Annotated in this window: 25 protein-coding genes; 14 read left to right on the top strand and 11 right to left on the bottom strand. The window is 51.4% G+C overall.

What is annotated here, in order from left to right:
• Positions 1-66 precede the first annotated feature (66 nt).
• The 7 genes from BUB13_RS16255 to BUB13_RS16220 all read left to right on the top strand — a co-directional run bounded on the left by BUB13_RS16255 (position 67) and on the right by BUB13_RS16220 (position 5,915).
• Positions 67-786 carry an MIP/aquaporin family protein gene (locus BUB13_RS16255; RefSeq protein ID WP_072909825.1) on the top strand — a complete coding sequence of 240 codons (720 nt, stop codon included), beginning with the start codon at positions 67-69 and terminating at the stop codon, positions 784-786.
• Between the two features lie 49 nt (positions 787-835).
• The gene (glpK, locus tag BUB13_RS16250; RefSeq protein WP_072909824.1) at positions 836-2,347 is read left to right on the top strand and encodes a glycerol kinase GlpK; all 1,512 of its coding nucleotides are present in this window, start codon (positions 836-838) and stop codon (positions 2,345-2,347) included.
• 580 nt (positions 2,348-2,927) lie between these two features.
• Complete coding sequence (locus BUB13_RS16245; RefSeq protein WP_072909823.1) at positions 2,928-3,260, top strand: type II toxin-antitoxin system RelE/ParE family toxin; 333 nt, start codon at positions 2,928-2,930, stop codon at positions 3,258-3,260.
• A 1-nt stretch (position 3,261) separates the two neighbouring features.
• Positions 3,262-3,576, top strand: coding sequence for a transcriptional regulator (locus BUB13_RS16240; protein WP_072909822.1), 315 nt, complete (start codon positions 3,262-3,264; stop codon positions 3,574-3,576).
• Positions 3,577-3,665: 89 nt separating this feature from the next.
• Positions 3,666-4,241 (top strand): recombinase family protein, encoded by a 576-nt coding sequence (locus tag BUB13_RS16235; RefSeq protein ID WP_072909821.1) that lies wholly within the window; start codon positions 3,666-3,668, stop codon positions 4,239-4,241.
• A gap of 625 nt (positions 4,242-4,866) precedes the next feature.
• A complete protein-coding gene (locus tag BUB13_RS16225) occupies positions 4,867-5,391 on the top strand; it encodes a YeeE/YedE thiosulfate transporter family protein (protein WP_153305046.1) in 525 nt (174 codons plus the stop codon).
• Positions 5,388-5,915, top strand: a complete 528-nt coding sequence (locus BUB13_RS16220) for a DUF6691 family protein (protein WP_072909819.1) — start codon at positions 5,388-5,390, stop codon at positions 5,913-5,915. Before BUB13_RS16225 ends, BUB13_RS16220 begins: the two co-directional genes overlap by 4 nt.
• A gap of 188 nt (positions 5,916-6,103) precedes the next feature.
• On the opposite strand, the gene BUB13_RS16215 is transcribed toward BUB13_RS16220, so the two are convergent.
• The 8 genes from BUB13_RS16215 to BUB13_RS16180 are packed head-to-tail and all read right to left on the bottom strand — an operon-like array spanning position 6,104 to position 15,946.
• Positions 6,104-7,123, bottom strand: coding sequence for a DUF21 domain-containing protein (locus tag BUB13_RS16215; RefSeq protein WP_072909818.1), 1,020 nt, complete (start codon positions 7,121-7,123; stop codon positions 6,104-6,106).
• 52 nt (positions 7,124-7,175) lie between these two features.
• Complete coding sequence (locus tag BUB13_RS16210) at positions 7,176-8,150, bottom strand: calcium/sodium antiporter (RefSeq protein WP_072909817.1); 975 nt, start codon at positions 8,148-8,150, stop codon at positions 7,176-7,178.
• Between the two features lie 5 nt (positions 8,151-8,155).
• Entirely contained in the window at positions 8,156-9,052 is an 897-nt protein-coding gene (locus BUB13_RS16205; RefSeq protein ID WP_072909816.1) for a mechanosensitive ion channel family protein, read from the bottom strand.
• Positions 9,053-9,067: 15 nt separating this feature from the next.
• Complete coding sequence (locus BUB13_RS16200; RefSeq protein ID WP_072909815.1) at positions 9,068-9,880, bottom strand: hypothetical protein; 813 nt, start codon at positions 9,878-9,880, stop codon at positions 9,068-9,070.
• A gap of 22 nt (positions 9,881-9,902) precedes the next feature.
• Complete coding sequence (locus BUB13_RS16195) at positions 9,903-12,461, bottom strand: amino acid permease (protein ID WP_072909814.1); 2,559 nt, start codon at positions 12,459-12,461, stop codon at positions 9,903-9,905.
• A gap of 54 nt (positions 12,462-12,515) precedes the next feature.
• A complete protein-coding gene (locus tag BUB13_RS16190) occupies positions 12,516-13,784 on the bottom strand; it encodes a phospholipase A (protein ID WP_161947662.1) in 1,269 nt (422 codons plus the stop codon).
• Positions 13,777-15,009, bottom strand: coding sequence for a TerC/Alx family metal homeostasis membrane protein (locus tag BUB13_RS16185; protein WP_072909812.1), 1,233 nt, complete (start codon positions 15,007-15,009; stop codon positions 13,777-13,779). The genes BUB13_RS16190 and BUB13_RS16185 overlap by 8 nt, the downstream gene beginning before the upstream one ends.
• A 28-nt stretch (positions 15,010-15,037) precedes the next feature.
• Positions 15,038-15,946: an LOG family protein gene (locus BUB13_RS16180; protein ID WP_072909811.1), complete on the bottom strand. Its 909-nt coding sequence runs from the start codon at positions 15,944-15,946 to the stop codon at positions 15,038-15,040.
• Positions 15,947-16,147: 201 nt separating this feature from the next.
• On the opposite strand from BUB13_RS16180, the gene BUB13_RS16175 reads away from it, so the two are divergent.
• The 7 genes from BUB13_RS16175 to BUB13_RS16145 all read left to right on the top strand — a co-directional run bounded on the left by BUB13_RS16175 (position 16,148) and on the right by BUB13_RS16145 (position 22,212).
• Positions 16,148-17,116, top strand: coding sequence for a zinc transporter ZntB (locus tag BUB13_RS16175; RefSeq protein WP_072909810.1), 969 nt, complete (start codon positions 16,148-16,150; stop codon positions 17,114-17,116).
• Between the two features lie 95 nt (positions 17,117-17,211).
• Positions 17,212-18,090, top strand: coding sequence for a protease HtpX (htpX, locus tag BUB13_RS16170; protein WP_072909809.1), 879 nt, complete (start codon positions 17,212-17,214; stop codon positions 18,088-18,090).
• 137 nt (positions 18,091-18,227) lie between these two features.
• Positions 18,228-18,608, top strand: coding sequence for a hypothetical protein (locus BUB13_RS16165; protein ID WP_072909808.1), 381 nt, complete (start codon positions 18,228-18,230; stop codon positions 18,606-18,608).
• A 40-nt stretch (positions 18,609-18,648) separates the two neighbouring features.
• On the top strand, positions 18,649-19,149 hold the full coding sequence (locus tag BUB13_RS16160; RefSeq protein ID WP_072909807.1) for a nucleotide exchange factor GrpE: 501 nt from the start codon (positions 18,649-18,651) through the stop codon (positions 19,147-19,149).
• A gap of 31 nt (positions 19,150-19,180) precedes the next feature.
• Positions 19,181-20,143, top strand: coding sequence for a DnaJ C-terminal domain-containing protein (locus tag BUB13_RS16155; protein WP_072909806.1), 963 nt, complete (start codon positions 19,181-19,183; stop codon positions 20,141-20,143).
• Between the two features lie 54 nt (positions 20,144-20,197).
• A complete protein-coding gene (locus tag BUB13_RS16150; RefSeq protein WP_072909805.1) occupies positions 20,198-20,584 on the top strand; it encodes a chaperone modulator CbpM in 387 nt (128 codons plus the stop codon).
• A gap of 200 nt (positions 20,585-20,784) precedes the next feature.
• Complete coding sequence (locus tag BUB13_RS16145; protein WP_072909804.1) at positions 20,785-22,212, top strand: dihydrolipoyl dehydrogenase family protein; 1,428 nt, start codon at positions 20,785-20,787, stop codon at positions 22,210-22,212.
• A gap of 158 nt (positions 22,213-22,370) precedes the next feature.
• Here BUB13_RS16145 and nhaA read toward each other — a convergent pair whose 3' ends face one another.
• The 3 genes from nhaA to BUB13_RS16130 all read right to left on the bottom strand — a co-directional run.
• Positions 22,371-23,705, bottom strand: a complete 1,335-nt coding sequence (gene nhaA / locus BUB13_RS16140) for a Na+/H+ antiporter NhaA (protein ID WP_072909803.1) — start codon at positions 23,703-23,705, stop codon at positions 22,371-22,373.
• A gap of 25 nt (positions 23,706-23,730) precedes the next feature.
• Positions 23,731-24,906, bottom strand: a complete 1,176-nt coding sequence (locus tag BUB13_RS16135) for a diadenylate cyclase (protein WP_072909802.1) — start codon at positions 24,904-24,906, stop codon at positions 23,731-23,733.
• Positions 24,907-25,178: 272 nt separating this feature from the next.
• Positions 25,179-25,368, bottom strand: a 190-nt coding sequence (locus tag BUB13_RS16130) for a transposase (protein ID WP_139249292.1), incomplete at its 5' end; no start/stop codon positions are given.

Below are 25,368 nucleotides of genomic sequence, written 5' to 3'. Positions count from 1 at the left end.
GTGATCAACCCCATCTGACCAATTGCAACGACGCACGGTCAGCAAGGCACTAAGGAGCAAAGCATCATGAGCATTTTTATCGGAGAACTGATCGGCACCGCCGTACTTATCCTGCTTGGTGGTGGCGTGGTTGCCAACGTTCTACTGGAACGTTCCAAAGGGCAGAACTCTGGCTGGATCGTCATAACTGCAGGTTGGGGATTCGGCGTTGCAATTGCCGTATATATCGCCGGCTGGATCAGCGGCGCCCACATCAACCCGGCGGTAACAGTCGGATTCTTAGCGCTCGGCAAAGTCGCTGCCGGCGATGCCCTGCTCTATTTCGCCGGGCAATTCGCGGGCGCTTTTATCGGTGCAGTCCTCGTCTGGCTAGCCTACCTGCCACACTGGAAACAGACCGAAGATCCTGACCTTAAATTGGCGGTATTCTGTACCGGCCCAGCAATTCGAAGCACCGTTGGCAACCTGCTCTGCGAAATGATCGGTACCGCTATGCTGATGATCGGCGTACTGGGAATCTTCCACGAAAATAACGGCATCGGTAGTGGTTTTGGCCCTTACGCTGTCGGTATCCTGGTCTTCAGCCTGGGCCTATCTTTGGGTGGCCCGACTGGCTACGCGATCAACCCGGCCCGTGACCTCGGCCCGCGTATTGCCCATGCACTGCTGCCAATCCCCAACAAACGTGATTCCGACTGGAGCTATGCCTGGATTCCGGTGGTTGGCCCGCTGGTCGGCGCGGTTATCGGCGCATTCATCTATCAGGGAGCTATCGGACTTCTGTAATTTTATTACCAGACTTCAACGTTGACGTAATTCAAAGGAGAATAGAGACATGGCCAAGTACGTTGCTGCAATCGATCAAGGTACCACCAGTTCCCGTTGCATGATTTTCAACCACGCCGGTGAACCGGTTTCCAGCTCACAGATGGAACATGAGCAGATCTACCCGAAGCCAGGCTGGGTCGAGCACGATCCGATCGAAATCTGGTCGCGCACCAAGGATGTCATCCACGATGCGATGGAAAAAGCCGGCCTGATTGCTTCGGACATCGCCGCCATCGGCGTTACCAACCAACGAGAGACAACCGTTGTCTGGGACAAGAATACCGGTCAGCCTTACTATAATGCCATCGTCTGGCAGGACACCCGTACCGACAAGATCTGTGACGAACTGATGGGTGACGAAGGCCAGGATCGCCTGCGCGAGCAGACCGGTCTGCCGCTGGCGACCTATTTTTCCGGTCCGAAGATCAAGTGGATTCTCGACAATGTCGAAGGTGTACGTGAAGCTGCCATGCGTGGCGATGCCATATTCGGCAACATGGACACCTGGGTTATCTGGAAATTGACCGGCGGCATCAATGGCGGCGCACACGTCACCGACGTCACCAACGCTTCACGTACCATGCTGATGAACCTGGAAGGCACACAGTGGAACGACGACATCTGCGAGCTGATGGATGTCCCGAGAAAGATGCTGCCGACGATCCGCCCTTCGAGTGACCCGGAAGTTTACGGCTACACAGCCAACAATGGTCCTTTCGGCGGAAAAATTCCTGTCTGCGGCGATCTCGGCGATCAGCAGGCTGCGACGGTTGGTCAAACCTGTTTCAGCGTTGGTGAAGCCAAGAACACCTACGGCACCGGCTGCTTCATGCTGCTGAACACCGGTACCGAAATCGTTCAATCTAAAAATGGCCTACTGACGACCCCTTGCTACAAGTTCGGTAACGAGCCGACCGTCTACGCGCTGGAAGGCTCCATCGCCATCGCTGGCGCTGTTGTTCAGTGGCTGCGCGATCAGATGCGCCTGATCAACACCGCGGCTGACGTCGAAAATCTGGCTCGGATGGTTGAAGATAATGGCGGCATGTACTTTGTCCCGGCCTTCTCCGGCCTGTTCGCTCCGTACTGGAAGAGTGACGCTCGCGGCGCTATCGTCGGCATGACCCGCTACCTGACCCGCGGCCACTTTGCCCGCGCTGCTCTGGAAGCGGTTGCCTACCAGACCCGCGAAGTGCTCGACGCCATGGAAGCGGATTCCGGTGTCAAACTGCAGGCGCTGAAAGTCGACGGCGGCATGGTTGCCAACGAACTGCTGATGCAATACCAGGCAGACGTCCTCGGCGTTCCGGTCACCCGACCGAAGGTTGCTGAAAGCACTGCTCTCGGTGCCGCATACGCCGCCGGCCTGGCTGTCGGTTTCTGGAAAAACACCAACGAAATGCGCCAGAACTGGGGCATTGACAAGACCTGGGAGCCGAACGACGACGAAACCCCACGCGTCGATAACTACAAGATGTGGAAAAAAGCTGTCACCAGAACCTTCGACTGGGTTGAATAACCAGACCCGCAGAACATAAGCAACACCTCTACCCCGGTCAGCTTCTCTTCTCGCTGACTGGGGATTTTTTATTTAGTACGTAAGGCCCCCCCCCCCCCGGCTTTGCCGGGGGATATTTACTCGAATAGGCAATCGAGCCTCGAAAATTGTTGTAAAAGGACGCCCCGGAACGAACAGGGGCGTCTTCTGTTTTGATATCTAAAAAGTTGTGAGTTTCATGACAAATGCCTCTGAAATAATCAGGGGCATTCTTTTGCAAAAATAAGCAGTATTGCGCGAATCTAAGATTTCCCGGTCCCAAAACTGTTTTTCTGACTTTCAACAGGGTGGTTTGTACCCGCTCTTCCTGCCAAATATCCCCTCAAAATCTAGACTTTGTTTGCGCTCACTAATATGGGCCGATTACCAAAAATGACTTTCAGGTTTTTTGAATGAAAAGAAGGACTCCATTGCCCCTGCCATGGCTTCCACATCAAGCCCTATAAAACTGAAAATCTTTGGGGCAGAGCTTTCTGTTTCGATTATTTATAGCTGAAACAGAAGAATTATGGTAACATTTATGCAACCAAGTGGAGTTGTGATGAGAATTGAAGAGTATCTGACAGAGGAGGGCAAAAGCCCTTTTTCAGATTGGTTTTTAAAGCTGAATGCTCGGGCTGCGGCAAAAATTACCACCGCACTCGCAAGGCTCGAAGCTGGAAATACATCCAATGTCAAATCACTTGGATCTGGAGTCCAGGAATACAAAATTGATTTTGGACCCGGCTATCGAATCTACTTTGCTTACGATGGCCAAACCCTTGTGATTCTGTTGGCTGGGGGAACAAAAAAACGTCAGCAGTCAGATATTGAAGCAGCGAAAAATCGTTGGCAAGATTTTAAACAGCGCAAAAAAGAGCAAAAGGGAGGTTAGAATGCCCCTGACAAGAAATTTTAAAGACACCGTCATGGCAAGGGCCAAAGCAGATAAAGAGTTCCGCGAAGAGCTAATCGTAGAAGCAACCAATGCTCTTCTTGAAGGTGACATTGATACCGGCAAGAGTTTGATTCGAGACTATCTCAATGCAACCGAGGCATTTACTGTTGTTGCAGAGCAGCTTCAAAAAGATGAAAAAAGCCTTCGCCGTATGCTCGGACCAAGTGGAAATCCCACGTTGAAAAACTTCATTGGCATCCTTAGAGCCTGTAGTAGCTCTGAGCATCTGAGCTTGAAGGTCTGCCACCACTAAATCTTAGCTGGATTTCAACATTGATATGCGTTTCCAGACTCCGCCCACACCTTATGGGGCCAAACTCTTAAGGAGAAAGGAGGCATATCATGATTGTTGGTCAAAAGGTTGGTTATGCTCGTGTCAGCACAAATGCCCAGGACTTAGGTATCCAACGGGAAAAGCTGGCAGATTGTGACCGTATTTTCGAAGAGAAAGTTTCCGGGCGTCGCGGAGCATCCCGGCCCGCCCTCCAGGAAGCATTAGCCTACGTACGTAACGGTGACGTCTTTGTTGTCACCAAGTTGGATCGACTTGCTCGCTCGGTTCATGACCTGATGCAGATCACTCAGACACTTCAGGATAAAAACTGCGATCTGCAGGTTCTCGATCAGGAACTGGACACATCAACACCGACTGGGCGATTGATATTCCATGTTCTGGCCGTCATAGGTGAATTTGAACGGGAACTGATCACAGAGCGGATCAATGAAGGCCGAAAGCGGGCAATGGCTGCCGGAGTTAAATTTGGTCGCAAACCCAAATTGTCTGAACTGGAAGAAGAATCACTGGCTACCTGGATCAAGGAAGAGGCGCTGACTAAAGAAGAACTGGCTGAAAAGTTCGATGTCTCGGTGACGACAATTTATCGACGTATAACGGCAATGAAAAACGCCACCGCCTAACATTACGAAAGCCCCCTTGTGAGCAGCGTTGCTCAGTCTGCGAAGGGGGCTATCACTCGGGCTGGAAATTTTAAAAAATGCATTTATGTAAAGGATTCTTTTACTTTCTCGCGTTTTTTAAAACAGAGAAGTCCCAGCAATGATCGGTCATTAATTTTGTTACGATTTAGGGCATAAAATGGTGAAGAGAGACAAAGTCATTCATGGAATGCTTGAGGACGAACTGAGGCGCTGCGAGAGTATGGCATCCTCCCTGCGGGAGCAGGTTGAAGCGTTTCCAGAGGGCAACGAACGACAAAGGAAGGAAGAATCCTTGAAGTCATTTTGCGAGCGCATCCAGTATCTTCTCAGGCTCCTGAGCGTCTAATATGCCTATATTTGCAAATCCTGCAGGCCAGCCAGATTTTATTTTGCAAAACGGATTTGTCGATTTTTGGTGTCACGAATTGGACCTTTAAGATCGGCTTCTCGATCACTACTAGCTGGTAGCTGTTGTAGCATTGCCGAATTGCTCTCCCCTCGTAAATAAGCCGTTAGAAAATTGAATGGCCGAAGTTTTGCCGTATAATTACATTCAGACATTTGCTTTATATTGTGCAGACAAAGAGGGGAAAGGAGTTTTTCAATGTTAAATCAGGAAGACAAGGGGTGGAATCCTTATTTAGCCGGAGCCCTTTCAGGGCTTGTGTCAGTGCTATCTGTTTGGATCGCAGGACAGTTTTTGGGGGCATCTACGACATTTGTTCGATCGGTCGGTTTGCTGGAACAGCTCATCTCTCCCGAGCGCGTAGCACAAATGGAGTATTTCATCAAAACGACTCCTAAAATCGACTGGCAGTGGATGTTTGTTGTCGGCATATTTATTGGTGCCTTCATCGCTGCGAAAACTTCAAAATCTTTTCGATGGCAGGGGTTGCCTGATTTATGGCAACAGCGCTTTGGTCCGGAGAGCAATGTAAAGAGGGCGGTCTTCGCTTTTTCAGGTGGCACTATCGCTATGTACGGCGCACGATTGGCTGATGGCTGACCGAGTGGTCACGGGCTGAGCGGTTCGCTCCAGCTAGCAGTAAGCGGTTTTCTTTCTCTGGCTTGCTTCTTTGTCGGCGGAATTATTGTCGCACATATCATTTACGGGGGGAGGCCGTCATGAAAATGCTGATCTATGGACTCTTGACTGGTATCGCGTTCGGCTTTTTGCTGCAAAAAGGTCGAGTTCTCCGCTATGACAAGCAGCTTGGTGCGCTGCTATTTAAAGACATGACAATCATCAAATTTATGTTGTCTAGTGTCTTGGTCGGTATGGTCGGGGTTTATCTGTTGGTCGACTTGGAGCTTGCAAAGCTAAGCTTAAAAGCAACGGTTCTGGGCGGTAACATCGTAGGGGGATTGATCTTCGGTATTGGCTGGGGGCTTCTTGGCTATTGTCCTGGCACATCCGCCGGAGCCCTGGCAGAAGGCCGCTGGGATGCGCTTTGGGGAATCTTTGGAATGCTGGCAGGGGCAGCACTGTTTGCCGAAACTTTTCCCTTTATGAAAAAGACAGTCCTGACCTGGGGGGATTTTGGAAAAATATCCCTCCCTGGAGTATTGGGAGTCAATCACTGGATAATTATCATAATCGCAATTTTGGGTGGACTAGCTCTTTTCAGGTTTTTTGAAAAAAAGGGGTTGTAGGCGTTTTTCAAAAACGTGCTGGAAGTTGGGATAATTTATTACCTATGCCGCTGGTTGCCCATGATTATGGTGCTGCATGCGGAAGCAATCAAGATAAGCAGCTAAAACTGGGATCGGACCAGTACGGGGAGGACTGTTTGGCCGCAATCATGGTCACTCCTTTATGTGCTGGTTTGATATCGTCAACTTCAGGTAGAGGGGGTGAGCTTAGTTATCCCTTTTAGCAACCGCCCAAGAATATCTGCTCCAGTAATAATCCGTTTTTTCTCACCCCAGACCAGCACGACATCTTTATCGATCGGTTCATCGCTTGTATGGCTGTAGAGCCCTTTCAGAAGGACAATAATTTCTCCCAAAGGGATCTTCAGGTCTTTGACAACGATCGGACTGTGACAGCAGCTCCAAGGATTGAAGTGGCTAGGTCCCAGTAAAACGCCTCGAAGAAATTTATCCGTATCCAGAACAAACCGTGGATTTCCGCTGGAATCGGTCAATACCGCCCATTTTTTCTCCGAGAGCGAAATTGCCTGAACAAATGAATCGTCCTTTGATTTTTCGAACTGTGGAAAGGCAAGTTTACCATCCCGTTCTTCCAGTGGCAGGATGCTTCCCGGAACAAGATCAACGCCTTCGTCGATCACCATCAGATCATCGATAGCAAGAAAGTTCATTGCGCCAATCCCCTCAACCGGCTCTACATCCGTTTCATCGGCAGCGACATGACGACGCAGGATTTCCCGGATATCCTTTTCCCGAAAATACTGAATACTCTCCTTGCCCAGCCAGGCATCGAGCAGCATCGCAGAAGGCTTGGTCACCGGGAAGAGAAACAACTGGTAGAATCTAAGTACCGGACTGAGCAGAGAAGCCATACGCAGCGCATGGCGGGAAAAATATGCCTGTGGCGCGATCTCTCCCGCCAAAGTGATAACAAAGGTTGAGAAAAGAAAACCGATCACTCCGGTCATGACCGAATTGGACAGCAGGGTGAGCAAAACATTGATACTGACGTTCCCCCAAAGAATCGTCACCAGCAGAAAGTTCGAGTCCTCCCGTAGTCTCAGAACCTTGGATGCGGCCTGATTACCATGACTCGTTTCGACTTCCAGGCGCAGCCGGCTGATGCCGAAAAAAGCCAGGTTTAACCCTGAAAAAATGGCTGACTGGCTGATACAAAAAAGAATTCCCAACCAAATCAAAATCTCCATAGACTCTCCTGGTTCACAAATCGAGTAAGCGATAAAGAACGAATCGATAAATTCAGGGCAGAATCACACTGGCTATGAGGTACGCCGAATAGCCCAGAAAAACAGCTAAGAGAATTGCACCTTCCACACGATTCACCTGGCCGGTTCGGCCTTTGAAACCGTAGCAGATAACAAAGAGGGAAAGGGTCAGTATGAACATGGTTGACAGGTCACGCGACAACACTTCAGGCGGAATGGTTAACGGATGAATCGTCCCGGCGATACCGACAACGGCGAGAGTATTGAACAGGTTTGAGCCGAGTACGTTCCCCAGCGCGATGTCATGCTCACCTTTACGGGTCGCGATGATGGAAGAGGCCAACTCCGGGAGGGAGGTTCCCACGGCAATGATTGTCAAGCCGATGATCAAATCACTGACCCCAAAACCATGAGCGATTTCGACCGCGCCCCAGACCAGCAGTCGGGAACTGGCCACCAGCAGCAGCAAGCCGATGAACAACCAGAACAATGACCAGCCAAGTGGCTTGTCGCGCTGATCAAGCTCCTGTTCCATCTGCAGCCCCAAGGAATCGCCTTTCTTTCTCATCCCCTGCCAGATCGCCCAGGCGACCAGAGCTGCGAAACAGAGCAGGAGCATGACTGCGTCGAAGCGGCTGATCTGACCGTCCCACAGTTGCCAGGCCGCCAACACCGTAACCAGAGTCAGAATCGGCAATTCTTTTTTCAACACCTGGGAATGAACGGTTATAGGACTGATCAATGCTGTCAGGCCGATAATCAGAGCGATGTTGGTGATGTTTGAGCCATAGGCATTGCCTAAGGCGATGCCGGGATTCCCCTGCGCGGCAGAAAGCGAGGAAACCACCATCTCTGGAGCCGAGGTGCCAAAGCCGACGATCAGCATTCCGATCAGTAACGGTGGCATACCGAAATACCCGGCAACAGAGGCGGACCCCTCGACAAAGCGGTCAGCGCTCCAGACCAGCAGAATCAACCCGCAAACAACGGCAAGTATTGGGATCAACATCGAAGTTATTCTCCTGGAGAGCCGGTTACACAGTCTACCGTTTCCTGCTGTTCTGAGTTGTTTGGCACCAGTCTGATCGGAAACGGTTCGGTGACGCTGCCGGTATAAAGGGTCATGTGCGGGAAAGGTATCTCGATCTGGTGCTCATCAAACGCCAACTTAATCTCATACTGAATGCTGTTTTTCAGGTCGAGAAAATTTTCCCGCTTTGTCCAGACCGAAAACTGGATGTTTAAAGCCGACTCACCGAACCCCTGAAAGATGAACAGCGGTTTCGGCTCTTCTAAGCTGAGAGGGTTTCTTTCAGCCACGCCGAACAGCACCTCCCGGACCTTTTCGATATTCTCCTTGTAGGCGACACCGATCTGCAGGTCGAGGCGCCGGATCGGAAATCTCGTCAGGGTGGTCACTTCCGACTTGAGCATCGTTTCGTTCGGAATCCGCACATACAGGTTATCAAAGGTGCGCAGCTTGGCTGCCAGCAGGTCGATCGACAAGACCTCGCCGGTGGTATTGCCAACCCTGATGATATCGCCGACGCCGAAGGGACGTTCACCGAGCAGGAACAGGCCACTGATGAGGTTCGACGCCGAAGTCTGTGAGGCGAAGCCGATCGCCACAGATAAAATACCGGCAGCGCCGAGCAGGACAGACAATTCAAAGCCCATTTCCCTGAGTGCCGCAACGGCAAAAATCAGGAACAGCAGATAGAATACGGCCCTTTGCAGCAGCAGATGTTGATGGGTCGAGGCATGTTTCTTGACAAGCTTGCCGATTGATTTTGATGCAATCTTCGCGACAACATAGCCGACCAGAAGAATCAGCAGCGCCTGGATGACGTCAACAAACGACTCTTTATTTATAAAATTGTTCAAATCACTGAAATAGCTCAATAAGTCCATCTGTAATGCCTCCGATTAGCTGAACAGAGTGCTAAAGGTATTCAGCAACATGTTACGGTCCTTTTTCTCCCGGGCCTTGGTAATCTTCTTCGCCTTAGCGTAAGGAGCAGGTGGACTCTCGGAAAAAGAGACCTTGGCCATGTCGGTGTCGTCGTCATTCAACAACGTGACCGCTTCGGTCCATAAACCTCCATCTTCTGTGTCAAACAATGACAGGTAGGGAGTCGGCAGGCTGAATTGGGTCAACAGCAGTGGCTTCTCCGCCTGATTTTTGATTCTGACCGGGGATATGGCCCGGTGGGGACGTTGAGGCAGATCGCTTAAATATAGACGGCCCTGGGTGGTGCTCGCGTAACAGAGTTCACCGGACAGAGTGGATGGACCGAACCAGGTATCGGACGGACGGACGATCGGCACCTCCTGCAAATCGATCCTGCTTTTGTGGGCGGTCACCGTGAACCAGAGCGGGCTGCTGACGTAGATATCGATCTGCTGTTTTGTCTGAATGTGAAGTGGTTTAGCCGTTTTGACGATCACCGGTCGATCAGCCAGTTTGGGATAAACCGAGAACTGGTTTTCGGTACTGCTGAAAATATGCCGCTGCACTTCCCCCTCTTCCAGATTTAGCTCCTGGCTGGCTTCAACCCGCCATGAATCATCGTTACTAACAGGATCGGTCGTTTTGTTGTGCCAGACAACCCATTCTTTCTCCCGGCGCAGAATCTGCAAAGAGAAGTGGCCGATCGACCAGCTCAACGAATCATTAACCGCCAACTGAAAGCCTCCCCACCAGTTAGCGGTCTGCATAATATTGTCAGGTGTTGCCATACTCCCTGTTCCTCTCAACTGTTTAATCCTCTTTTTCTTTAGAATGGGGCATAACCAGTCGGTGTTCTTCGCGCAGCTTTTCAAGCCGCAGTTTTTCATTCTCGACCTTGGCCTCTGCTTTCGCTGAAAGCCGGGTTGCCTTGTCGAGCTGCGCTCTCAGCAGCTTCAGGTCCGCCTGAATATTCGTCAGGGATTCGCTGTCACCCTGTTCCTGAGCCGTGAGCATTTTCTGCAGGCTGCTTTCGATCAACTGGTTTTGCTCCTGAATTTCTTTTTCTGCCTGCAACAGGCGTGTTTGCGCCCCGGCAAGGGCATCTTCGGCCTCGGCCAAAATCCCGGCCACCCCTTCCTCCGGCTCGGCGTCCAGGTCGATCTCCTGTGCCGCGACCACCAACGCAACCAGTGGCAGGTTCTCTAACAAAGGCTCTATCCTTTCACCGTCACTATCGACGATCTGACCGTTCTTAAGCGAAAGCGGCAGCAGAACCAGGCCGGCATCGGCCGAATATTCGACAAGCGTCTGTTGCTGGCAGTTTTCGACAATCGTTGTTTCCGCCTCGATTCGAGCCTGCTCCAACTCTTGATTCAAAGATTCCTGGGTTGCTTGCCTGTCATCATCTTGGGCCGCCATCAGGACACGCAGTTCCGCGTGCCGCCAATATTCGGAGCGGGTCAGCAGGTAGCCGAACAACAACATCAGCGCACCACTGTTGCCGGGCTGGTAGTAAAGATCAATACGGCGGTCTTCGGCGGGCAAATTATCAAGAATAGCCCATTCTTCATCTGTGCCGTCCAGCACCACCAGATTGAAACCAAGCCGCAACGCAGCCCGCAAATTGCGGCCGAAATCGCTCGGTTCTTCGCTGAAAAAACGCTGCGTCGAAAGCTCTCGATTATTCAGCAGCAGCGTGTTGGCTCTCACCGGGCCGATGCCGAAGGCCTGCAGCAGCACCGGATTGCCCACTTCAAAAGCCGAGGTCGTGATCACCAGAGGAAAGGCCGGGAAGCCGCTGTCGGCGATATCCTTATAGAGTTCGTTCTCGGCTTCAAGCTTTTTCCGCTTCAGCTGTGCGCCGCGACCTTCAAGGACTCGGACCAGCGTAGTAAGTCCGCTCTTGCCAACCAACCAGCTGGAAAATTGCAGCAGCCGCTGCCGGCGCTCGCTGCTGTCGGTATAGGCAAGGATCTGTGGCCGCCAGTCGCGTTGGTGTTCGGGTTCACTGGATACTTTCAGCAGGTTTTCCCGAATCTGTTGAAGATAATAGGAGCGACGGCTATCGGCCCAGCGACTTTGCGGAACGGTCTGCTGCAAGTACTGGTAGAGGATGAACAAAACCGCGACGGCCAACGCTCCCGACTTCCAGTCGATCGCCAGCATCACCGCCAGACAGATCAAGGCACCGGCCAGGCTGGCATACTGATGAAACCATCTGAACCGGGGACGGAACGAGGGACTGGCGGCCCGCGCCTCGTAATAGGTCGCGTAATTGAGCAACCCGTATGAAATCAGGAAAAACATCGCCACGATCCCAGCAATCAAGTTTAGATCGCCCATGGCGACAGTGCCGATGGCGATCAGACCCGCCAGCAGAACCGCACGTTGCGGGTTGTTGCTCTCACCTGCGCCTTTGGCGAAGAGATTCAGAATCGGGAAGATTTTGTCACTGGCCAGCGACTGCAGGATGCGTGGCGCGCCAAGAAACGAGGCCATCGCGGAAGAGAGAGTCGCGGCAAACACCCCGGCGGTGATCAGCAGAGAAACGAACGCGACCCGGTTCATGGCCTGATAATCGTTGATCAGAATATCCTGCTGCAGGTTGCCGGCAAAAATCACCGCGGCGGCAAGGTAGACCAGAATCGAAACGCCGACCGCCAGGAAGGTGCCCAGCGGCAAGCTTTTGACGGGATTCTCCAGATCGCCGGACATGCTGACCCCCTGGGTAAAACCGGTGACGGCCGGGAAAAAGACCGCAAAAACCACCCAGAAACCAGGGCTGCCTGCGGCCGTCGACCAGTTCTCGGTAAGCAACTGGCCATTCCAGTTCAGCAGCCCACCGAGAAAAAACGAGATCAGCGCCAGAACCAGGATGGTCATGACCAAGTACTGGAAACGGGTTGCCCAGTCCGCACCCTTCCAGGCCAGCACAAAAAGCGCGAGTATCGCAAGCAGGGCGATCAGCTGCGCCACGATGTGTGACGCCCCGAACAGCCCGGCGACCACTTCGCCGAAGCCGATGCAATAAAAACCGATCGATACCGATTGGGCGAGAAACAGCACCAGCCCGAGGGCTCCACCGAATTCAAGACCGAGGGTCCGCGAAATCAGGTAATAATCGCCGCCACCCCTGACCGTCAGGTTGGTGGCGATGGCGGATAGAGAGATGCTGGTCAAAACAGAGATCGAGTTGGCAATGAACAGGATCAGCAGCGCCTGCCACAGGCCGGCGGTACCAACAACGTATCCCAGCCGCATAAACAGGATGATGCCGAGAATCGTCAGGATGCTCGGAGTGAAAACTCCCGCAAAGGTCCCCAATTTTTTGACCGCCGGCTCCTCGGGCGTGTGGTCCGCTTCGTTCACATTATTACTCCCGGATGATGACGTGCTACCTCAGCCTGCTTAATGCAGTATTCGCTAACGGACAAAAGAGAGTCCGAGCCGCAGCGTTTCACTTCGCTGTCGATAATTGATCAGACTTTCAGCCAGGGAATTGCTGTACTGGACCTGGAAGAACATATCAAAGTTATTTTTCAGTATCTTAGAGATCGGGTAAGTCAGATCGGTCTGCAGTGACGTTCCTCTTTCTGCAAAGCGCAGCTGGGTCGTCGACACCAGACCGTTCGCTTTGCCAAATTTGATCTCCAGTTCGCTGAAACCGCGATAATCGGCTAAATCCGAGTTGGTCGTATCGTTGTTATTGATATATGTCAGCAGTTTGGGGCTGACCTGCAGACCGAGCGCCGATTTTTCATCGTAAAAGACCAGGATTGGTTTGATGTAGACGGTGTTGGTGCTCCGTGAAAATTGTTCCCCCCGGCCGTTCGATTCGTGCTGGATACCTGTCTGGAAAAACAGACCTCTAAGCCACTTTGGCCTGTTTTTCCAGTTAGATGAAAGAAGAAACAGTTCCGGTTTATAGCTGGTATCCTCGAACGGGGCTGAATCTGAGGACAAATCCCAGAATGAGGTCTGGGTGTAGGCAAAGTGCAACCCACGGAGCCAGGGAAATGCCTGTGAAAGGGAACCCGCGGGATTGAACAGACGATACTTGAAACTGATCTGGAATTTGCTGTCTTCCGGGTTCATGCCGACAAGGAAATACATCGGTTCATAAGCGGAAAAGTTGACGACATACGGCTGGTAGAGGCTGAACAGGCTCTCCAGGCTCGGGTAATGCTCCTTTCCCGGTGCCGCCGAAGGAGTTTCAGCAGCCTTCTTAGCTTTTGCTGCAACCCTTTCTGGCTCAGCTGCGTTGAGCAGAACGGCGGATTCCGGATGCCCGAGCGGAACAACCTCGACCGTGCCCGCAAACACCGTGGGAACAACCAGCCGGTAGGTTTTGCTGCTGAATTGACCGGGAGCCATGTTGACCGGCGGTCCTGCCTCTGTCTCGACCGCGGTGACCAGGGTGGCAGCGGCGTCCGCTGACTGCAGTCGCATTGCCAGAGTTTCCGGTAACGAACCGGTAAAAACAGCCGGGCTTTCGTTGTAGAAATAAGCTCTGAGTTCCAGCGGCTCCCCAGGGAGGATCTGTACGGCGGGAAATCTCAAAATGACTGAGAGCTGGTCCTGGGCATTTGCAATGAAAGGCAGGCAACAGAAACCTGCCGTCAACAACATCAACCAACGCAGAACGATTGCGAACTGTGTTCTCCTGATCATTGCACGTGTGCCTTTACTCATCATGAAATCTTTCCGTCAGTTTGTCTTTCAGCCTGCTGATTGACCGCTTGACCCGCCGCAGCCAGAGCCTTGCCCAGGCGAACTCGGCGGCCAGCACCGTCAGCCCGATAATGATAACCAGTGTTCCCGGCCCGGGCAGAACCAGCATGACAATACCGACCAGTAACAAAGTCGAACCGACAATCAGGATCGTCAACCGTTTCGCCTGCTGATAGCTGATTTCCGCCAGGTGCTCCAGCTCCTCAGCCAAGGGCGATGCCAGCGCTGCCGGGTCTCGGTGGGAGGCCAGCAGAGATGCGCCGATGCCGACCGCGAGGATTCCGGCGATGATTGCCAATGACACCAGGTTGGGGATCGGGTGATGATGACTGAGCAGCATCTTGACCCCGATAAAGGCGAGCAGAAAAACCAGGCTCATCTTCAGGTAGCGGAAACGTTCCATCATCCCGGCCAGGGCGAAATAGAGCGAGCGCAAGCCAAGGATGGCAAAGACGTTGGAGGTAAAGATCAAAAACGGGTCGCGAGTGATCGCCATGATCGCCGGGATCGAGTCGATCGCAAACATGACATCGCTCGACTCGACCAGGATCAACGCCAGAAAAAGCGGAGTTGCCACCCGACGCCCCTGTTCGACGATAAAAAAGCGGTTGCCGGAAAAATTATCGCTGACTGGCAAGAACCTTTTGACCAGCCGGACAAAGAGGTTTTTATCCGGATCGATGGTGTCGTGACGGACCACCATCATCTTGATCGCGGAGAGTATCAGCAGTACGCCGAAGACGTAGATCAGCCAGCTGTATCGGTCGATCAGCGCAACCCCGCCGAGAATCATCACCCCGCGCATGACCACTGCGCCGAGAATCCCCCAGAATAGAACTCGGTGCTGCTCGGACAGCGGCACCTTGAGGTAACTGAAAATCATCGCGATGACGAAGATATTGTCGATCGACAATGATTTTTCGACCAGGTAGCCGGTAAAAAACTGCAGCGCTGCCTTCCCGCCCGACAGATGTTCGGTGGTTATGTCGGCCCAGCCGCCCCAGTTCTGACCGTAGAGCAAGTAGATAAACAGGTTGAAAACCAGCGCAACACAGATCCAGATCAGGGTCCAGATCAACGCCTCGGCAACTTTTATTTCTTCCGACTTGCGATGGAAAACGCCCAGATCAAGAGCGACCAGCAACCCAATAAACAGGAGGAATCCTCCCCAGACCAGCATTGTCATCGTTGTACGCCCCCTCTACGGAAACAGCTTATTGACGGTTGTTCGCAGCTGCCTGCCGTTGGCAATAATCAAGGATCTTCTGACAGGCCTCTTCGGCAGTTTCCACATAATGGAATAACAGCAGATCACTTGCCGAGATCATTCCCTCTTCAACCAAAGCCTGAAAATTGATCACCCGCTCCCAGTAGTCGCGCCCGAATAGTAGCACTGGAATTTGTTCGATTTTTTTGGTCTGGATCAGGGTCAGTGCCTCGAACAATTCATCGAGGGTGCCGAAGCCACCGGGGAAAGCGATCAGCGCCTTAGCGCGCATTAGAAAGTGCATCTTTCGGATAGCGAAGTAATGGAATTGGAAACAAAGTTCCGGGGTAATGTAAGGATTGGGGGCCTGCTCCATCGGCAGGACGATATTTAGGCCGATCGTCTTGGATCCGGCTTCAGTGGCACCACGGTTGGCCGCTTCCATGATGCCGGGACCGCCACCGGTAATGACAACGCAGGCTGATTGGCCATTATGCCCAGCACGATTGGCCAGAGTTTGGGCGAATTTGCGCGCTTCCGCATAATAGCGGGAGTTCTGCTCCGCCCTCTGCGCCTTGTTCAGCGCCCGTTCCAGTTCTGGATCGCCCGGTTGCTGTTGTGCTGCCTTCAGGGCTTTGGCCAGCGCAGCCTGAGCCTGCTCCGGTTCGGGAATCCGGGCACTGCCGAAGACAACGACAGTGTTCTCGATTCCGGCCTGCTGCTGCAGCAACTCGGGCTTGAGCAGTTCCAACTGCAATCGCACCGGGCGCAGTTCATCACTCAACATAAAATCTGCATCGAGATAAGCGAGCTTGTAGGCCGCCGCTTCGGTTTGCGGACTTATGACGTAGTGTTCAGCGGCCGTCGCGTCTTGCTTAGCCGACGGAAAGGGGCCAGCCTTCTTCCCTGAATTCATATGACCTCCTGATAAAGCACAAAAAATATTTAAAAATTCCGGCTTTCTGAAGTATTCCGGGTAAAATTAGAGTTTAGCCGATTGAGATTGAAATTAAAGTTTCGGCTACTTTTTCGTCCTTTTTTGAAAAGCATCTTGGTGGCTGTTTTTGCAACTCCTTCTAAGGAGTAAAGCGGCAATATTTATTAGGGGGCATAGGTTATGGAATCATCATTGATTGCAGCATTTTTATTTGACGGCAAAGGAGGCGGGAAGATATTCGACTGGCCAGAGGTCAGAAACTGCTCAGCAGGCCAGGGAACCCTCTGGATGCACCTTGACTACAAAGTCGATGAAACCCACCAGTGGTTGGAAGAAGAGAGCGGCCTTGAACCGATTGTTCTGGAGGCTCTGCTGGCGGAAGATACCCGGCCACGCTGTATTTCCTACCCTTGCGGCATGCTGGTGATACTACGCGGTGTCAACCTGAATCCGGGAGCAGACCCCGATGACATGATTTCGCTGCGGGTCTGGCTGGAGCCGCAACGGATCATCTCGATCCGGCATCGCAAAGTGATGGCAGTTGACGATATCCGCAAAAGTGTTTTGGAGGGAGATGGGCCGACTGATGCCGGAGATTTTCTTTTTCTCCTGACCCGAGGGCTCGCTTACCGAATCGGCGATGTTCTGGAGCAGATCGACGATGAGGTCGATGCGTTGGAGGACGAGGTTCTGGAACAGGGTACATTCGAACAGCGCAGCAAGCTCAGCAGTTTACGCCGTAAGATCATCAGGATCCGTCGTTACCTGGCACCGCAACGCGAGGTGATGACCCGGCTGCAGACAGAGAAGACATCACTGCTTTCGGATATGGACCGTATCAAATTGCGTGAAGTCGCGGATCATATCACGCGCTATGTCGAAGATCTGGATTCAGCCAAAGACCGCGCCGCCGTCTGCCAGGAAGAGTTGGAGAACCGGATTGGTGCACAGATGAACAAAACCCTCTACATTCTGTCGATTATCACCGCGATCTTCCTCCCACTGGGGTTGATTACGGGCTTGCTGGGCATCAACGTCGGCGGCATTCCCGGCAGCGAAAATCCGTTCGCCTTTATTTTTGTCTGCCTCCTGCTGTTGATCATCGTAATCGGTCAAGTGATGATTTTTAGACGGGTTCACTGGGTTTAGATATTGAGAAAACAAGGTATCACGCGAAGGGACACTATCCATATCAACAATATTTCGTGAGTTGCTTGTTTGATCGTAATTTAAAGGGCTACAAAATGAAACGAATCGTCCTGTTTATTGCCACCAACCTAGCCATTGTCCTTGTCCTTGGCATCGTCATGAACCTGCTCGGTGTCGGCCAGATGCTCGATGAACAGCAGGTCAACATCGATATTGCCGGTCTGCTGGTTTTCGCGTCACTGTTCGGGTTTGGCGGCGCCTTTATTTCCCTGGCCATCTCGAAATGGACAGCCAAGCGCATGACCGGCGCTCAGGTTATCGAATCGCCTCGCACCGATGCGGAAGCCTGGCTGGTTCAGGTGGTCACTCGGCAGGCTGAAATGGCTGGGATCGGCATGCCGGAAGTCGCCATTTACGATGCTTCTGATATCAATGCATTTGCCACCGGCATGCGGCGTAATAATGCCCTGGTCGCGGTCAGCACCGGTCTGTTGCGCAGTATGAATCGCGATGAAGCGGAAGCGGTGCTGGCCCACGAGGTGAGTCATGTGGCGAATGGCGACATGGTGACCCTGGCCCTTGTTCAAGGAGTCGTCAACACCTTTGTTATCGTCGCTTCGAGAGTCGTTGGACATCTGGTCGACCGGCTGGTTTTCAAAACCGAGCGTGGCCATGGCCCGGCGTTTATTCTCACCTCGATCGTTGCCCAGATCATTTTCGGCATCCTGGCCAGCATTATCGTTTTCTGGTTCAGCCGCCAGCGAGAATTCAGGGCCGATGCCGGTGGAGCGGCTTTGGCTAGTCGAAGCAAAATGATTGCCGCGCTGGAGAAACTAAAGCGCAATGCCCCTGAAGCCCATTTGCCGGACCAGATGGCGGCCTTTGGGATTTCTGGCAGCCGGGGACAAGGGCTGAAACGTTTATTCATGACCCATCCACCGCTTGATGAACGAATCAAGGCATTACAGAAATAACCTTAGCGGCCCTGGCCGGTAAAAGGGAGAAAGCCTACAAGGATCAATTGAGTTTGCTGTTGGAAAAATTCATTTACCCCGTAACTGACAGAGTTTTTCCGCTAATTCAGTGTCTAAATTATAAAAGGAGAACCACAATGTTGCGTTTGTCTTTTCTCACGGCCTTCATGCTTTCGTTAATTTTTTCCACAGGTCCTCTGTTTGCCTCTGAGTTGACCACAAGTTCCCCTAAGTGGGTCGCAACAAAAAACAAACACTGTGCGGAAGCCTGTTCAGATATAGGCTTGATGCCGGTAAAAAGCGACTCACACATAACGGACGGTCATGGTTTTTTTGTCTGTGCAGCAAACATAAAAAGTGAAGGGTACCGCTCTGGTTATAATGTGGGAGGCAAAGAAAAACCTCGTTGTTTCGTCCAGCAAGGTATCAACAGTAACCCTCAGATAAACTATCACTGTTTGTGCTCCCCAGCTCGGATCATTCCCATTTCTGAACAGATAAAGAAAGCTCAAGACTAGGCGGTCAGTTTTTTTATTGCTTTATAGAAGGCTACATTAAATGGATACAGGAGAAAAAATTAATCTCACTCCTTCGCGTGATAGTAAGAGCCCAACAGATACCGAGCAAGCGCTGGATGGCGTAAATTGGAAGGAAAGGTATCTGCGCCTCCTTGCCGACCTGGAAAACACTAAAGCACGGCTGTCTCGAACCTCTACCCAGGAGGTTCAAGCAAACAAAGAAGCCCTGTTGAAAGACTTCTTGCCTGTCGCGGATGGCCTCGATCTCGCTTTGATGCATGTCTCTGTCGAAGAAGATAGCCGGAATATCCTGCAGGGCCTCAAGATGAATCGAGATCTTTTACAGCAAATTTTCAGGAAGCATGATGTCGAAGAATTGGAAGCTCTGGCTCAGCCCTTTGATCCCAACCTGCACGAGAGCCTCGGTATGGTCCAGTACCCCGGCATTCCACCTAATACCGTGGTTCGAGTGGAGCAGAAAGGCTATCTCATCAACGGTAAATTGTTGCGCCCTGCGAAAGTGATTATTTCCTCTCGTTGATAGATAAATTGATAATGCTATAGGTGACACTATGGATTTCAAAGACTATTACAAAATTCTGGGAGTTGATCGTCAGGCTGACGAAAAGGAGATCAAGAAAGCCTACCGAAAGTTGGCTCGAAAATACCATCCCGACGTCAACCCAGCAGACAGCACTGCTGCTGCGAAATTTCAGGACGTTAACGAAGCGAACGAAGTGCTCTCGGATCCTGAAAAACGCAAACAATATGATCTCCTCGGTTCGCAATGGCGCCAGTATCGACAAAGCGGTGGGACAGCTGAGGACTTCAACTGGGGTGCCAGTACTTCCGATGGACCGCAGAACTACAGTTATCGAACGCTTGATCCCGAGGAATTTGAGGAGTTATTCGGCTCTGGTGGTGGGTTTTCGGATTTTTTCACCAACCTCTTCGGTGGGGCTGATCGGCAACAGCCTCATGCGGGAAAAGGTGGACAGAAATTTTATCATCAGCCACAGCCGAGGCGAGGCGGAGACTTTGAGCACCCTCTTCAGGTGACGTTGGAGGAGGCTTTTCATGGCACTAAACGTGTCCTGGAATGGGAGGGGGGCCGCAAAATTGACGTCAAGATACCACCCGGGGTCAAAACCGGCTCACGGGTACGTCTTAAAAGCCAAGGAGGTGCCGGGTCGAGCGGTGGGCAGGCAGGGGATCTCTATCTGACTATCGAAGTGACGCCGGATAAACGTTTTCTCCGAGACAATGACGATCTTAAAACCTCGGTGTCTGCTGACCTGTTTACAATGTTGCTTGGCGGCAAAATCTCTGTGCCTGGCATTGACCGCAAGGTGAACCTGACGATTCCGCCGGAAACAAAAAATGGCCGGGTCTTTCGTCTAAATGGTCTGGGCATGCCTAAAATCAAGCAACCAGACCAACGCGGCGATCTTTACGTAGCTGTGGACGTAAAGCTTCCTGAAAAACTGACCACCGAAGAAAAGTCTTTGATCGAAAAGTGGAAATCGATCCGTTAGGCATGCTGCTTGTGTAATGCTCGTTCTTGCCTGCGCAGGGTTAAGGAGAAAAGCATGAAAAAATACCCAATTTCCGTTGATAGCGACAACCAGAAAGTTCATTTCGAATATCGGCTTGTTGCCCGTATGGCGCGGGTGTCAGAGGAATTCATCCATCGATGTGAACACGAGGATCTAGTCACAGCACACACCATGTTACATGGTGCAAAAGGGTTAACCTCTGAGGATATCAGCAAAATTAAGCTCATTCGCCACCTGCACCAAGATATGGGCCTCAATCTAGAAGCTATAGATTTCGTGCTCCGCTATCGGGAAAGAATCCAGCAACTCGAAAGTCAGCTCAACGAACTGAGACAACAACTCCGCCAGGAAAAGTTGGAGCACGAAGCGGATGTTTTGACCCTTTGTCGACGTCTGGCCAAGTTGAACGATAATGAATAAACTTTATCAACGAAAGAAAAAACCTCCTGTTGAGTGGAACCGGAGGACTGTTTCTGCCAAGCATTCAGTTTTTGCCCCCACCCAATTTGTCAACAATGAATCGTTTCGCTGAACGGATCAACTTTAGAAAAGATTGAACTTCAGTCGAAATCACGCTCTGCACAGATGAACAAATTATTGAATCTACTAGGAGAACATCCATGAAAAAAAACTACGATATGATTGTTATCGGCCTCGGGCCGGCTGGCATGGCATTGGCGGTGATGGGCTCAAATATGGGCCTGAATGTGCTCGGCATCGAAAAGGACAAGCTCGGTGGTGAATGCCTCAATTCGGGCTGCATTCCGAGTAAATCTTTGTTGAAGATCGCCTCGGTGCGGCGCACTATTGCCGAGTTGAAAAAATATGCGCTGGAAGAGATCGATCTGCCGTTACCGCAAAAACCCTTTGAAAAAGTCCAAGACCAGCTGAAATACATCAACGAGAAAAAAACCGCTGGTATGTTCGATAAAGTCGAACTGCTCCTGAACAAAGGACCGGCAACCTTTGTCGATTCCAAAACCATCCAGGTTGCCGGCGAACATTACAGAGCAAATCAGATCTACATAGCCACCGGCACCAAACCCTTTATCCCGCCGATTCCCGGGCTCGATCAGGTTCCCACTTTGACTAACGAAAACCTGTTCGAGTTGGAGGAGGTGCCCAGCTCCCTTTTTATTATCGGTGGTGGTGCAATCGGCTGTGAGATGGCTCAGGCCTTCGCTCGCCTTGGTACAAAAGTGGTGTTGGCACACATGGATGAGCACCTTTTACCGATGGCCGATACCGAAGCGGCTCATCTGCTGGAGGAAGAGCTGGCCAACTGTGGTGTCGAAATTCATAACGCTACCAGCATCAGTAAGGTCGCAGAGAAAAATGGCTCAATCAATCTGGAGACCTCGGCAGGAAAATTCAGTTGTGAGAAACTGCTGGTTGCAGCCGGCCGTAAACCGAGCATCAGTGGACTTGAATTGGACAACGCGGGAATCAAGTACAGCAAGAAAGGGATTGATGTCGATGACTATGGTCGGACCAATGTCCCCGGCATCTGGGCCGTCGGAGATTGTAACGGCAAAGCCTTGCTCAGCCACGCCGCCATGCATCAGGGCATGCTGTCCCTTATGAGTTCGATCATGCCATTTTTACGTCCCTTCAAGTTCAAATATGACCAGTACCTCGTACCCTGGTCGGTTTTTACCGAACCAGAAGTTGCCCAGGTTGGCAAAACCGAAAAAGAATTGCAGAAAGACGGTATCAAATATGAAGCAATCAAGGCCAATTATGCTGACTACGGCCGAACGATAACCGACGGAAAAACCGTCGGTTTCGTCAAGGTTCTAGTCAGTCCGTTCGGTAAGATCTATGGTGCGACCGTTATTGGCGAAGCAGCCGGCGAAATTATCCACGAATATATTTTGGCCATGCACAAAAAAATCAGGCTGCACGATATCATGCTGATGCAGCACTCGTTCCCAACGGTTGCGCTACTCAACAAGCGGGTAGCAGAAATCTGGATGATGAAGAAAATGAGCAACCCCTGGCTACAGAGGATAGTCACTATTTTGTTCAGAGGCTTTAAGGGGAGTTGAGGACTCATTTAGTGTTGCCATCAATAAACCAGAAAGAACTAAGTGAAGCATAATGATGCTGGAAACCACGATTGTTGCTTTTACAACTTTTTTCACCACCCTCGGACTGATCGACGTTGCTGCAATTCTTGCTGCAATGACGTCGCAAGCTGCTACTTTTACACACCTGTTTTTTCCTGCGCAAAACGCGCCAGCAACAAGTAGCCCGATATTCCGGCCAGCAAGGAAGCGATGAAAATACCGACCTTAGCTTGAGAGATCAGTTCCGGACGATAAAAGGCCAGATTGGTGATAAAGATTGACATGGTGAAACCGATCCCACCGAGCGTACCAACACCGAGCAGAGTTAGCCAACTGGCACCCTGCGGAAGTTCAGCAAGCTTCAAGGCGACAGCGAGGCGTGAGAACAAAATGATGCCGAGCGGTTTACCGATGAAAAGTCCGGCAATGATGCCGAAGGTGACCGGCTGCGTGAAAGAAAGTTGCAACTCGTTCCAGCTCAGAGAAACACCGGCGTTAGCAAAGGCGAACAGCGGCATGATACCGAAGATCACCCAGCGATGCATCTCGTGCTCCATGCGCTGCAGCGGACTCAGGGAATCATGACAGAGAGATTCCAATGCCAGCAGAGTCCCAATCTTACGCTCGTGAACGAAAGGGCCTTCTGTTTTTCGTAATTTACGATAGAGAACAAGCAGATGTTCAGCCTTCTCCAGAAACAGTTCACGTGAGTAACGCGGATGAACCGGAATCGTGGCTCCGATCATGACACCCGCAATCGAAGGATGAATGCCCGATTTGAGCATTGCCAGCCACAATCCAAGACCAAGCAGAGCATAAAATACCGGGTGTTGAATTTTCACCCGGTTGCCGGCAAACAAAACCGCCCAGAGTCCGCCTGCAATCAACAGGCAGACGACGGAAATGTTCTCACTGTAGAACAGGGCGATGATAATCACTGCGCCAAGATCATCAACAATTGCCAGCGCGGTGAGAAAGATCGCCAAGCTTCTCGGAATCCGTTTTCCGAGCAGAGCAATCACACCAAGGGCGAAGGCTATATCGGTCGCCATCGGCACACCCCACCCCTTCGCCTCCGGCAGCCCTGGGACCAAAAAAAGATAAATCGCCGCTGGGACCAGCATCCCGCCGACCGCAGCGAGCACTGGCAAGGTTGCCTTACGCACCGATGTCAGCTCGCCAGCGAGGAATTCACGCTTGAGCTCCAAGCCGACGACGAAAAAGAAGATTGCCATCAGACCATCGTTGATCCAATGATGGAGAGACTGCTTGATCCCCCAACTGTCAGCACCAAGGCTGATCTTGGTTTCCCAGAGATGATGATAGCTTTCACGCAGCGGCGTGTTGGCACATATCAGAGCCAGAAAGGTCGCTAGCAGCAAGACGATACCACCGGAAGCCTGACGCCGTAAAAAACTTTCAAAAGGGCGTTTCAGCTCGGCTAAACTTTTGGCGAAATCTTCAAAATCCATAATTCCCACCTCCAACAAGGACGGTCTATTTTACCTTGTCTACGCTCACTTTCACATCGGCAGGCCGAATCTGGTTAATTTCGATTTCGGGCGGGAGCAAAAGGTGCGCCTGGGTAATCGGAAAAGTCTTGCGCCCGAACCGGGAGAGTGTTGCATCGAGACGGATTTCAAACTTCTTGCTGTCGAGTTGGAACAGGTCTCGACGTTGCCCTGTCAAGGTTACCGCCACCTCGTGTGGTTCAACCTTACGAAAAACAAAACCGTCTGGAATGTTCTGCACAACAATCGGAACCTGATAGGTGATGTTTTCAACGACGGCAGCAGGAACCAGCACCAACCAGAGAACCAAAGAGCAAAATAGCGCCAAACTCAGATCTTTCCCGTACCAGCGTAGCCAGCTTTGACGCTCTTCACCGTGGCTTTTCTCGCCACTGTTCTGCCTTAAAAACTGATCAATTTTTTTGACCAAAAGCTCAAAGTTTGTAAAAACCTGCAAATCACCCTGGTAAGCGATAGAAAGGCGTGATGTTTCTTCAGAGACAACTAAAACCATGGCATCAGTGCGTTCAGCAAGACCCAGTGCGGCGGCGTGACGAGTGCCTCGATCATGGAGTTTCTCAAGTTGGTCTGATAGCGGCAACCTGACTCCAAAGCTTAGAGCACGATTGTCTTTGACGACTAATCCACCGTCATGGCCAGGTGAATTCGGATCAAAGATGCTCAAAAGCAAGGCTTTGCTGAGCAAACCATCGATTTTTATTCCCCCGCTTAAGTGAGAGTCCAGTATGTCGCGGCCGGTAAGAACAATCAGGGCCCCTCTGCTTTCAGCAGACAATTGCTTTAAAGTCTCGGCCAGCTCTTGAGCGAAGCCCGGAGAAACCTTTTCTTGTCGCAATCGGTGAAAAAATAATACTGACGGGAATTGCTCTAAAAAACGTCGAATTTCCGGCTGAAAAATAACAATGAGCAAAAGCACAAGAACGGCTGCAATCCCTTGCAGTAGCCAGGTGGTAAGTTGTAAGTCGAGCTGCCTTGCCAGAAAATAAACGGCAGCAAAAAAGATGGCACCTGCCGATGCGGCACGAGTCCGAGCAGACCTAAGCACATGGAACCCAAGGGCAAGAAACAGGGTTGCAAGACCGATGTCGAGGGAATCATCCCAGCGTATTTCCCTGACAAGAGATAAGTAGTCCCAAAACATTTTTTCTGCTCCGAAAATCTATTTGTGACAATCTCAAGGCTTTAAATTTGGTTGTATTGTTCTATCTTTTAAGAATATAGACTATCAAAGCCCCGATTGGGATTTTTAGCAGGCCGTTGAAAAACTAGCCGGGAGTTGGCCTCTATCCTCCCGAGAAGAATTTTTTGCTCTTTGACAATCTATGTTTCGTTAGTTCTGACCATTTTCAAGCGCCATTGGAACCGTTTTCGCGATTTATCGCGATGCAATCGGCGTGATCGACTCCCTTTTCGTCACAATCCCCAAATCAGGGTGCGCATCCTGACCAGATTGTAGGCTGCCGCTGCCAGGGTAAAGGTAGACTCAACGCGATCAAGGCCCCGGTGGCGGGTTTTACGGAGCAAGCCTGCCGTCTTGATCCAGCCGAAGATCTCCTCGACTCGCTTGCGCACTTTCAGGCTTGTTTGATAACCAGTATGCCGG

It is taken from the genome of Malonomonas rubra DSM 5091 (genome assembly GCF_900142125.1).
In the GTDB taxonomy this organism is placed as follows: Bacteria; Desulfobacterota; Desulfuromonadia; order Desulfuromonadales; family Geopsychrobacteraceae; genus Malonomonas; species Malonomonas rubra.
The sequence above is the reverse complement of the archived record's forward strand: the minus strand, read 5'-3'. Positions and strand labels throughout refer to the sequence as shown.

Coding starts and splice junctions, on each gene's coding strand:
- BUB13_RS16255 (WP_072909825.1), top strand. CDS start 67: ATGAGCATTTTTATCGGAGAACTGATCGGCACCGCCGTACTTATCCTG.
- glpK (WP_072909824.1), top strand. CDS start 836: ATGGCCAAGTACGTTGCTGCAATCGATCAAGGTACCACCAGTTCCCGT.
- BUB13_RS16245 (WP_072909823.1), top strand. CDS start 2,928: ATGAGAATTGAAGAGTATCTGACAGAGGAGGGCAAAAGCCCTTTTTCA.
- BUB13_RS16240 (WP_072909822.1), top strand. CDS start 3,262: ATGCCCCTGACAAGAAATTTTAAAGACACCGTCATGGCAAGGGCCAAA.
- BUB13_RS16235 (WP_072909821.1), top strand. CDS start 3,666: ATGATTGTTGGTCAAAAGGTTGGTTATGCTCGTGTCAGCACAAATGCC.
- BUB13_RS16220 (WP_072909819.1), top strand. CDS start 5,388: ATGAAAATGCTGATCTATGGACTCTTGACTGGTATCGCGTTCGGCTTT.
- BUB13_RS16215 (WP_072909818.1), bottom strand. CDS start 7,123: ATGGAGATTTTGATTTGGTTGGGAATTCTTTTTTGTATCAGCCAGTCA.
- BUB13_RS16210 (WP_072909817.1), bottom strand. CDS start 8,150: ATGTTGATCCCAATACTTGCCGTTGTTTGCGGGTTGATTCTGCTGGTC.
- BUB13_RS16205 (WP_072909816.1), bottom strand. CDS start 9,052: ATGGACTTATTGAGCTATTTCAGTGATTTGAACAATTTTATAAATAAA.
- BUB13_RS16200 (WP_072909815.1), bottom strand. CDS start 9,880: ATGGCAACACCTGACAATATTATGCAGACCGCTAACTGGTGGGGAGGC.
- BUB13_RS16190 (WP_161947662.1), bottom strand. CDS start 13,784: ATGAGTAAAGGCACACGTGCAATGATCAGGAGAACACAGTTCGCAATC.
- BUB13_RS16185 (WP_072909812.1), bottom strand. CDS start 15,009: ATGACAATGCTGGTCTGGGGAGGATTCCTCCTGTTTATTGGGTTGCTG.
- BUB13_RS16180 (WP_072909811.1), bottom strand. CDS start 15,946: ATGAATTCAGGGAAGAAGGCTGGCCCCTTTCCGTCGGCTAAGCAAGAC.
- BUB13_RS16175 (WP_072909810.1), top strand. CDS start 16,148: ATGGAATCATCATTGATTGCAGCATTTTTATTTGACGGCAAAGGAGGC.
- htpX (WP_072909809.1), top strand. CDS start 17,212: ATGAAACGAATCGTCCTGTTTATTGCCACCAACCTAGCCATTGTCCTT.
- BUB13_RS16165 (WP_072909808.1), top strand. CDS start 18,228: ATGTTGCGTTTGTCTTTTCTCACGGCCTTCATGCTTTCGTTAATTTTT.
- BUB13_RS16160 (WP_072909807.1), top strand. CDS start 18,649: ATGGATACAGGAGAAAAAATTAATCTCACTCCTTCGCGTGATAGTAAG.
- BUB13_RS16155 (WP_072909806.1), top strand. CDS start 19,181: ATGGATTTCAAAGACTATTACAAAATTCTGGGAGTTGATCGTCAGGCT.
- BUB13_RS16150 (WP_072909805.1), top strand. CDS start 20,198: ATGAAAAAATACCCAATTTCCGTTGATAGCGACAACCAGAAAGTTCAT.
- BUB13_RS16145 (WP_072909804.1), top strand. CDS start 20,785: ATGAAAAAAAACTACGATATGATTGTTATCGGCCTCGGGCCGGCTGGC.
- nhaA (WP_072909803.1), bottom strand. CDS start 23,705: ATGGATTTTGAAGATTTCGCCAAAAGTTTAGCCGAGCTGAAACGCCCT.
- BUB13_RS16135 (WP_072909802.1), bottom strand. CDS start 24,906: ATGTTTTGGGACTACTTATCTCTTGTCAGGGAAATACGCTGGGATGAT.